Genomic DNA, 8,743 nt, shown 5'->3' on the forward strand with positions numbered 1-8,743 from the left:
CGCAGCAAGGCGCACTGTCGCCCGGAGAATGACCATGACTGCCACACTGGACGTGTTTCAAGCCCTATGGGCCATGGAGCGCCTCACCCACGGCCAGGCGGATTCGCTGCCGGCCACCCTCGATCGCATCCAGCAAGCGGGCTTCAGCGGCATTACCGCGATGTATGAATCCCCCGCCCATGCCACGCACCTGAGCCAACTGCGCCACGAACGCGGCCTGCAGATCGAGGCGCAGGCGCAACCCCGGCGGGTCGAGGATCTGGCACCAGCGCTGGAGCTGATCGCCCATCATGACTGCCACCACGTCACCGTGCAGGTCGACATGCGCCCCTACACCCTGAGCGAAGCCATGAACATCGTCGAGAGCTGGCTTACGCTGTTCGAGCAGTTCGACTTCCCGATCCTGCTCGAGACTCACCGGCAACGCCTGACCAACGATCTGCCCTTGACCGTGCAACTGCTCAAGGCCTTCCCCACCTTGAAGCTGCTGGCCGACCTGTCCCACTACGTGGTCAGCCGCGAAATGCCAGCCAATCCGGATGCCACCGACTGCGCGGCAATCGCCACGGTGCTCGAGCATGCCCATGGTTTTCATGGCCGCTACGCCAGCGCGCAGCAGATCCAGGTGCCCCTGGGCTATCCACAGCATGCGGATTACTACGCGCTGATGCACAGGTGGTGGCAGGCCGGCTTCGAAAGTTTCCGGCGACGCAGTGCGCAACGTCCGGCACCGCAATCACGCAGCCTGTCGTTCACCTGTGAGCTGGGGCCCGCGCCCTATGCGATCTCCGACCATAACGGCCATGAGCTCAGCGATCGCTGGCAGGAGGCGTTGCAACTCAAGACCCAGGCGCAGGCCCTCTGGCAAGCTGCCTGCGCCAACCAGGCCTGACACCCCCGACCCGATGCCTGTGCTGAGCAGGAATCGCTACGCATGCGCCACCGCGCATGCTCCTTTACGTAGGTATAACAATAATGACCAGCAAGACTTACGACGCCCTCGCCACGCCTGCCGTGGCCCACGACGCCCGGGCGAGCAAAAGCCAGGCCGATGCCAAACGCTACCTGCGCCTGGTGACCTTGATCGCTACCTTCGGCGGCCTGTTGTTCGGCTATGACACGGGAGTGATCAACGGCGCGTTGATCTTCATGAAGGCCGAGCTGGGCCTCACCCCGCTGACCGAGGGCCTGGTAGCCAGTTCGCTGCTGCTGGGCGCCGCTTTTGGCGCGGTGATCGGCGGGCGCCTCTCGGACCGCAACGGGCGACGCAAGAACATCCTGCTGCTGGCTGCGGTATTTTTCCTGGGTGCATTGGCGTGCTCGTTCGCCCCGAACCTGACGGTCATGGTGGCCGCGCGCTTCATGCTCGGGCTGGCGGTGGGCGGTGCATCGGTGACCGTTCCCACTTACCTGGCCGAAATGTCACCACCGCAAATGCGTGGGCGCATCGTCACCCAGAACGAACTGATGATCGTCAGCGGGCAGTTGCTGGCATTTGTCATCAATGCTTTTTTGGGCAACACCTTTGCCGATCACCAAGGTATCTGGCGCTGGATGCTGTTGGTGGCCACGGTACCCGCCGTGCTGCTCTGGATCGGTATGCTGATGATGCCCGAGAGCCCGCGCTGGCTGGCCTCGCGGGGGCGCTTCGGTGAGGTCTTGCAGGTACTCAAGCAGGTGCGCGAGCGCAATCAGGCGGCGTGGGAAATGCGCGAGATCAAACACCTGGCTGCAGTGGATGGCGAGCAGCCGCGTGAAGGCTGGGGCGCACTGAAGACCCCTTGGGTACGCCGCATCGTGCTGATCGGCATCGGCCTGGCGGTGGTCCAACAGATCACCGGCGTCAATTCGATCATGTACTACGGCACGCAGCTCCTTGCGGACTCGGGCCTGGGCCACAAGGCGGCATTGATCGCCAATATCGGCAACGGCGTGGCGGCAGTGGCCGCGACCCTGATCGGCATTCGCTACCTGGATCGGGTCGGTCGGCGGCCGATGCTGCTGTGGGGGCTGGCCGGCACCACCTTGTGCCTGTTGGCGATCGGCGTGCTGTCCAGCCTGATGCAGCCCTCTAACGCCCGCGCCTTTACTCTGCTGGCGAGCATGCTGGTGTACATGGGTTTCATGGCCGGGATGGTCGCGCCGGTGATCTGGGTGATGCTCTCGGAGATCTTCCCACTGCGCATTCGCGGCTTCGCCATCGGTGTGGCCGGCTGCGCGCTGTGGATGACCAACTTCAATGTCGGGCTGTTTTTCCCGCCGCTGGTGGCGAGCATCGGTATCGGCGGCACGTTTTTCGTGTTCGTGGTGCTCGGCGCGGTGGCCTTGGCATTCAGCGCGCGGTATGTGCCGGAGACCCGTGATTTGAGCCTGGAAGAAATCGAAGAACAATTCCGTCGCCCGCGAGTCGGGGCGGCCGTCGCCCCTGGCCCATCATCCGTGTAACGCCATTCATAGTGCTGTCGCTCTCCTCTCAGCCCTTGAGTCTCGCCGACTCGAGGGCTCGAGGCGTCACCGTTGGATGACGACGCGAACCACGATTCATGAACCGGCCCATCACGCTTTGCCGATTGCCAGCGGCCCCCGCGGTGGCCCAGGATGGGAAAAACATCCCGAGGGCCACCTGCATGTTTGCTGGATTCGAGAAACATCTGCGTCACGTCAATGGCGTCGACATCGCCTACCGCATCGGCGGTAACGGCCCGGGCTTGCTGCTGTTGCATGGCCACCCGCAGACCCACGTGATCTGGCACAAGGTCGCCGAGCGACTGGCCGAACATTTCACCGTGGTGGCGGCCGACTTGCGCGGTTATGGCGATAGCGCCAGGCCGCCCATCAGCGACGGAGCCGGCCATTACAGCAAACGCGAAATGGCTGTCGACAATGTCGAATTGATGCGTGCACTCGGCTTCGACAGCTTCAGCGTGCTGGCCCACGACCGCGGTGCACGGGTCGCCCATCGTCTGGCGCTGGACCACAGCGCAGCCGTGCGGCGCATGGTGCTGCTGGACATCGCCCCAACGCTGGCGATGTACGAGCAGACCAGCGAAGCCTTTGCCCGTGCCTATTGGCACTGGTTCTTCCTGATCCGTCCGACGCCATTGCCCGAAACGCTGATCGAGGCCGACCCGCCGCTGTATCTGCGCAGCGTGATGGGCAGCCGCAGCGCGGGCCTGGCGCCGTTTACCGATGAAGCGTTCGGCGAATACCTGCGCTGCCTGCAGCGGCCCGGCAGCGCGCAATCGATCTGTGAGGACTACCGCGCCAGCGCGGGCATCGATCTGGAACATGACCGCGCCGATATCGCCGCCGGCCATTCCCTTGCGCTGCCGTTGCTGGTGCTGTGGGGTCAGGACGGCGCGGTCGGGCGCTGCTTCAAGCCGCTCGAAGAGTGGCAGAAAGTCGCCTTGGATGTACGCGGCAAGGCGCTGCCGTGCGGCCATTATGTTGCCGAGGAGGCGCCCGAATTGCTGCTGGCCGAGGCTTTGGCCTTTTTGCGCTAGATGCTTGCCTGGTGGCGCCGCTGTCGGCCTCGACACCGGCGCCGATGCTATGCTGGCACCTCGTGCTGCCAGTGCCCGCCTGCCATGACCCTCAAGAAAGACACCGTGCCCCTTCCCGAAGACCTGCGGGTATTCCTCACCGTCATCCGCCAGCACGGTTTCGCCGCTGCGGCCGCTGAGCTGGGGCAGTCTCCCGCCTATGTGAGCAAACGCATCCAGATCCTCGAAACCACACTGGGCACGCGGCTGCTGCACCGCACCAGCCGACGTATCACCCTGACCGAAGACGGCGAGCGGGTGCAGCGTTGGGCGCTGAGGATTCTCGACGACTTCGTGCAACTGCATGACGAACTCGCCGACGCCCGCGCCCTGCCCAACGGCCATCTGCACCTGTGCAGCAGCTTCGGTTTCGGGCGCAATCATGTGGCGCCGGCCGTGTCGCTGCTGGCGGCGCAATACCCCGATCTGGAGATCCGCCTCGACCTGTTCGACCGCACGGTGGACATCGTCAACGAAGGCTTCGACCTCGAAATCCGCGTGGGCGATGACATCCCCGGCCAGCACATCGGCCGCCAGTTGGTGACCAACCGCCGCGTGCTGTGCGCCGCGCCCGATTACCTGCAACGGCGCGGCACGCCGCAGACGCTCCTGGAGCTGGAGCAACACGACTGCCTGGTGATCAAGGAGCGTGACAATGCCTTTGGGCTGTGGGAGTTGCAGCGCGGTGCCGAGAGCATCAGCGTGCGGGTACGCGGGCCGCTGTCGTCGAACAATGGCGAGATCGTCTTGCAGTGGGCGCTGGATGGCCGCGGCGTGCTGTTGCGCTCGCTATGGGATGTGAGACCGATGCTGGAGCAAGGTCGATTGGTGCAGGTGTTGCCCAACTACAGCCAGCCGGCCAACGTCTGGGCGGTGTACCCGACGCGGCTGGCGTATTCCGGCAAGCTGCGCGCTTGCGTGGAGTTTCTGCAGGAGCACTTCAAGACGCTGTCGACCTGACGCTATCGCAGCCAGGGATTGTCCGCCAGGTGGCGGCGCTCGAATGCGAGGATCTGTTCGCGGCGCTGCAGGGTACTGCCGATCGCGTCCAGGCCCAGCAGCAAAGAGGTCTTGCGCAGGGTGTCGATCTGGAAGTCGATGACCTGGTCGTTGGCCAGGCGAATCTGCTGCGCCTCGAGATCGATGGCGATGGTCGCCTGCTCCGGTTGGCTCACCACGTGTCCCACCCCTTGCACCACGGCCGCTTCGAGGGTGATGAGCAGTACGCCGTTGCGCTGGCAGTTGTCGTAGAAGATCCCGGCGAAACTGCTGCCGATCAACGCGCGGATGCCCATCTGCTGCAAGCCCCAGACCGCATGCTCGCGGCTCGATCCACAGCCGAAGTTAGGCCCGACCACCAGGAAACGGGCACCTCGCCAGGCCGGCTGATTGAGCACGAAGCGTGGATCGGGCTGGCCATCCGGCAGGAAACGCAGGTCGAAAAACAGCCCGCGGTCAAGGCCGGCGCGGTCGATGCCCTTGAGAAACTGCTTGGGCATGATCACGTCGGTGTCGACGTTGGCGGCAAGGATCGGTGCGGCCTTGCCGCTGACCTGGGTGAAGGGTTGCAGGCTCATGGGCGGACTCCAGCATGGCGGATATCGATGAGATGGCCGGCAATCGCGGCGGCGGCGACCATGGCCGGGCTCATCAGGTGGGTGCGCGCACCGGCGCCTTGACGGCCTTCGAAGTTGCGGTTGGTGCTGGACGCGCAGCGGTCGCCGGGGGCCAGCACGTCGTCGTTCATCGCCAGGCACATGGAGCAGCCGGACTGCCGCCATTCGAAGCCCGCGTCGATGAAGATCTGCGCCAGCCCTTCGGCCTGTGCCCGCTCGCGCACTTCGGTGGAGCCCGGCACGATGATCGCCCGCACATGGCTGGCGACCCGCAGGCCACGAACCACGCGGGCGGCGTCACGCAGGTCCTCGATCCGCGCGTTGGTGCAGGAGCCGATGAAGGCGTGGCTGATGACGATATCGCTGAGCGGCGTGCCGGCATCGAGGCCCATGTACTGCAAGGCGCGGTGCATGTCCTGGCGCAGGATCAGGTCGCTGACCGCTTGCGGGTCGGGCACGCAACCGCTGATGGGCGCGGCCTGGTCCGGGCTGGTGCCCCAGGTGACCATGGGCTCCAGGGTGCTGGCGTCCAGGGCGACTTCGCGGTCGAAGCGTGCGTCGGCATCGCTGTGCAGGTGCTGCCAGCTGGCAAGTGCCTGAATCCACAACTCGCCTTTGGGCGCGCGGGGCTTGTCCTCGAGATAGGCGAAGACTTTATCATCCGGCGCCATGAAAGCACCGCGCGCACCCGCTTCGACCGCCATGTTACAGACAGTCATGCGGGCTTCGACGCTGAGCGCATCGATGGTCGACCCACAGAACTCGATGGCGTAGCCACTGGCGCCGGCCGTGCCGATCTGGCGAATCAGCGCCATGATCACGTCCTTGGCAGTCAGCCCTGGGGCGAGCGCGCCATCGACTCGCACGCGCATGCTTTTCAGGCGCTTGTAGACCAGCGTTTGCGAGGCCAGCAAGTGCTCGATTTCCGAGGTGCCGATACCGAAACCGAAGGCCCCTAGCGCGCCATAGGTGGTGGTGTGGCTGTCACCGGCGGCAATCACCATGCCTGGCAGGACGAAGCCCTGCTCCGGCGCGATCACGTGTTCGATGCCCTGGCGCTTGTCGAGGATGTCGAGCAGTTCGATCCCGAAGTCGTGGCAGTTTTCGGCCAGGTAGGAGACCTGCCGGGCGCCGCCCGGATCAGGCATTTGTGCGACACGTTGCGGGGCGGTGGGGTTGACGTGGTCGACCACGGCCAGGGCGGTAGCGGGGCGCCAGACCGAGCGTTCGGCCGCGCGCAGGCCGCTGAAGGCTTGGGGGCTGGTGTATTCGTTGATCACCTGGCGATCGACGTACAGCAGCACGTGGCCCTGGTCGTCCAGGTCGCAGACGCGATGGGAGTCGATGTGTTTGTCGTAGAGCGTTCTGGCAGGGTTCAAGGGAAGGCCCTCATTGGCGGTCGCGGTTCGTCTATGGTCAGAGAACCCGAGGCCGCCAACAATGGCCTGGCAGTGATAGCGTGGAACATGAAGTGTGTAGGATCAGCCACGCGGTGCGGCAGATGGGCTTTCGATAGCCTCGCTTTCGACATGGATGCGCAGGCCGGTGCGGCCTGGAGCGATATCGTCACGCAAGGTCAGTTCGGGAATGGCATAGGCGCCGCCGTTCTGCGGCCTGAAGGCGATCGGCGTGGTGGTCGCCAGGGTATCCAGGCGCTGCGCCAGTTCTGAACGGATCACAGCGAAACGGGCCTCGTCGACGCGGCTGGTGCGGTAGATCAGATAGGGCGGCAGCACCTCGAAGCCCGGGTAATACAGCACCCCGTGATGGATGGGGTAGAGCAAATCCTCGATCGGGCCGTTGATGCCGCGCGGGCTGTAGTGGGACTGCCAGCCGCCTGCGCTGACGATCAGCATGGCGCGCTTGCCGGCCAGGGTCCCTTCACCGTAACGATCGCCCCAGTGCGTGTCGCCATGCTCGCCCACGCCGTAGGCAAAGCCGTAGGCGTACACGCGCTCCACCCAGCCCTTGAGGATTGCCGGCAGGCTGAACCACCACAGCGGAAACTGCAGGATTACGGTGTCGGCCCAGAGCAGTTTCTGCTGCTCGGCAGTGATGTCGGCGCTTTGCAGGCCGCAGGCAAAGGCGTGTTCTGAATCACGGTCGGGGTAGAAGCGCCGGGGTTCGATCTGCTCGCGGGTATCTTCGGCGTCGAGGACGGCCTTCCACTGCATGGCGTACAGGTCGGACACCTGCACCTGGTGACCGGCCTGTTGCAAATGCTGCACGGCGAAATCCTTGAGGGCGCCGTTGAGGGACTGCGGCTCGGGGTGGGCGTAGACAATGAGTATTTTCATGGCTGGCTCTGTATGTTGATCGGGTAATGCTCAGCCTAGGTTTTTGCCAGGTATATTAGAAATGAATAGCTGATATGGCAGGTATTACTGTGAATAATCTACGTCGCGTCGACCTCAATTTGCTGGTCACCCTCGATGCGTTGCTGGCCGACCCCAACGTCACCCGCACAGCCGAGCGTTTGCATCTGTCGCAGCCCTCGGTGAGCGTGCATCTCTCCAAACTGCGCCATGTGTTCGATGATCCGCTGTTGTTGCCGGGCCCGCGCGGCATGCGCCCGACCGCCAAGGCGGACGCGTTGCGCGAGCCACTGCGCCGGGCGCTGGAAGCCCTGACCCAGGCGATCGCGCCGGCAGGGCCTTTCGATCCCCTGCAGGCCACACATACCTGGCGAATCGCCGCCTCCGACAATAGCGCCTCGACCATTTTGCTGCCGGTGCTGGCGGGCCTGCGCGATGCCGCGCCGCACACGCGCCTGGCAGTGATCGAAAAGGCCCCTTCACGTATGGCCAAGGACGCCGAAGACGGCCATATCGATCTGGGTTTTCATACCCGCGACGATGCTCCGGCGGGCCTGCATATGCAGGTGCTGTACAGCGAGCGCTATGTGCTCGCCAGTCGCACGGGTCATCCGCTGCTGGACCAGGCGCCGAGCCTCGAGCTGTTCTGCCAGTTGCAACACGTTATGGTTTCGCCGGATGGGGGCGGGTTTATCGGCGTCACTGACCAGGTGCTGGCCGAACGCGGCTTGAGCCGCACAGTGGTGTTGTCGGTGCCGCATTTTCTGTTCGTCGCGGCGGCGCTGGCGAGCACCGATCTGGTGGCGCTGCTGCCGGCGCGGCTGGTGGCGGGCCACGGCGGCTTGCAGGTGATGGAGCCGCCCGTGCCGATTCCCGGTTATGAAATGGCGATGTTCTGGCCTGAACGCCTACATCGGGATCCCGCCCATCAATGGCTGAGGGGGTTTATTGCGGGGTCGGTCTGAAGCTGTTTTTGATATATATAAAACATATAGTTTTGGCTGAGCATAAACACAAAACATGGTGAGTATTACGGCGATTGAGATGTTTGGCAGGGTCGGCCCCTTCGCGGGCGAGCCTTGCTCCCACAATTGCATGCCGTGCATACCGTGGGAGCAAGGCTTGCCCGCGAAGCTCTTGATCTTGACTTTGACTTTGCCAGGCACCACAAAGACAAAACCCCCACCTGCCTTCGCAGATGGGGGTTTCGGAATTTAATCTTGACGATGACCTACTCTCACATGGGGAAACCCCACACTACCATCGGCGA

General features: G+C 64.1%; 8 protein-coding genes. 5 read left to right on the forward strand and 3 right to left on the reverse strand.

From position 1 onward, the window contains the following. Nucleotides 1-34: 34 nt before the first annotated feature. From LIX93_RS28370 to LIX93_RS28385, 4 genes are all read left to right on the forward strand, one after another. Nucleotides 35-892, forward strand: a complete 858-nt coding sequence (locus LIX93_RS28370) for a sugar phosphate isomerase/epimerase (protein ID WP_226507339.1) — start codon at nucleotides 35-37, stop codon at nucleotides 890-892. Nucleotides 893-975: 83 nt separating this feature from the next. Beyond that, nucleotides 976-2,445 carry a sugar porter family MFS transporter gene (locus LIX93_RS28375; protein ID WP_226507340.1) on the forward strand — a complete coding sequence of 490 codons (1,470 nt, stop codon included), beginning with the start codon at nucleotides 976-978 and terminating at the stop codon, nucleotides 2,443-2,445. A 182-nt stretch (nucleotides 2,446-2,627) separates the two neighbouring features. Further along, on the forward strand, nucleotides 2,628-3,503 hold the full coding sequence (locus LIX93_RS28380) for an alpha/beta hydrolase (RefSeq protein ID WP_226507341.1): 876 nt from the start codon (nucleotides 2,628-2,630) through the stop codon (nucleotides 3,501-3,503). 84 nt (nucleotides 3,504-3,587) lie between these two features. Then, nucleotides 3,588-4,502, forward strand: coding sequence for a LysR substrate-binding domain-containing protein (locus LIX93_RS28385; protein ID WP_226507342.1), 915 nt, complete (start codon nucleotides 3,588-3,590; stop codon nucleotides 4,500-4,502). Nucleotides 4,503-4,504: 2 nt separating this feature from the next. Here the strand turns inward: LIX93_RS28385 and leuD are convergent, their stop codons facing one another. The 3 genes from leuD to LIX93_RS28400 form a co-directional block, all read right to left on the reverse strand. Then, a complete protein-coding gene (leuD, locus tag LIX93_RS28390; RefSeq protein ID WP_226507343.1) occupies nucleotides 4,505-5,119 on the reverse strand; it encodes a 3-isopropylmalate dehydratase small subunit in 615 nt (204 codons plus the stop codon). Further along, nucleotides 5,116-6,537 carry a 3-isopropylmalate dehydratase large subunit gene (gene leuC / locus LIX93_RS28395; RefSeq protein WP_226507344.1) on the reverse strand — a complete coding sequence of 474 codons (1,422 nt, stop codon included), beginning with the start codon at nucleotides 6,535-6,537 and terminating at the stop codon, nucleotides 5,116-5,118. The genes leuD and leuC overlap by 4 nt, the downstream gene beginning before the upstream one ends. A gap of 102 nt (nucleotides 6,538-6,639) precedes the next feature. Next, nucleotides 6,640-7,455 carry an NAD(P)H-dependent oxidoreductase gene (locus LIX93_RS28400; RefSeq protein ID WP_226507345.1) on the reverse strand — a complete coding sequence of 272 codons (816 nt, stop codon included), beginning with the start codon at nucleotides 7,453-7,455 and terminating at the stop codon, nucleotides 6,640-6,642. Between the two features lie 89 nt (nucleotides 7,456-7,544). Here LIX93_RS28400 and LIX93_RS28405 point away from each other — a divergent pair, with 89 nt between their 5' ends. Beyond that, nucleotides 7,545-8,438: a LysR substrate-binding domain-containing protein gene (locus LIX93_RS28405; RefSeq protein ID WP_226507346.1), complete on the forward strand. Its 894-nt coding sequence runs from the start codon at nucleotides 7,545-7,547 to the stop codon at nucleotides 8,436-8,438. Nucleotides 8,439-8,743: the final 305 nt, after the last annotated feature.

The sequence above is a fragment of the Pseudomonas sp. MWU16-30317 genome, assembly GCF_020515695.1.
GTDB lineage: Bacteria > Pseudomonadota > Gammaproteobacteria > Pseudomonadales > Pseudomonadaceae > Aquipseudomonas.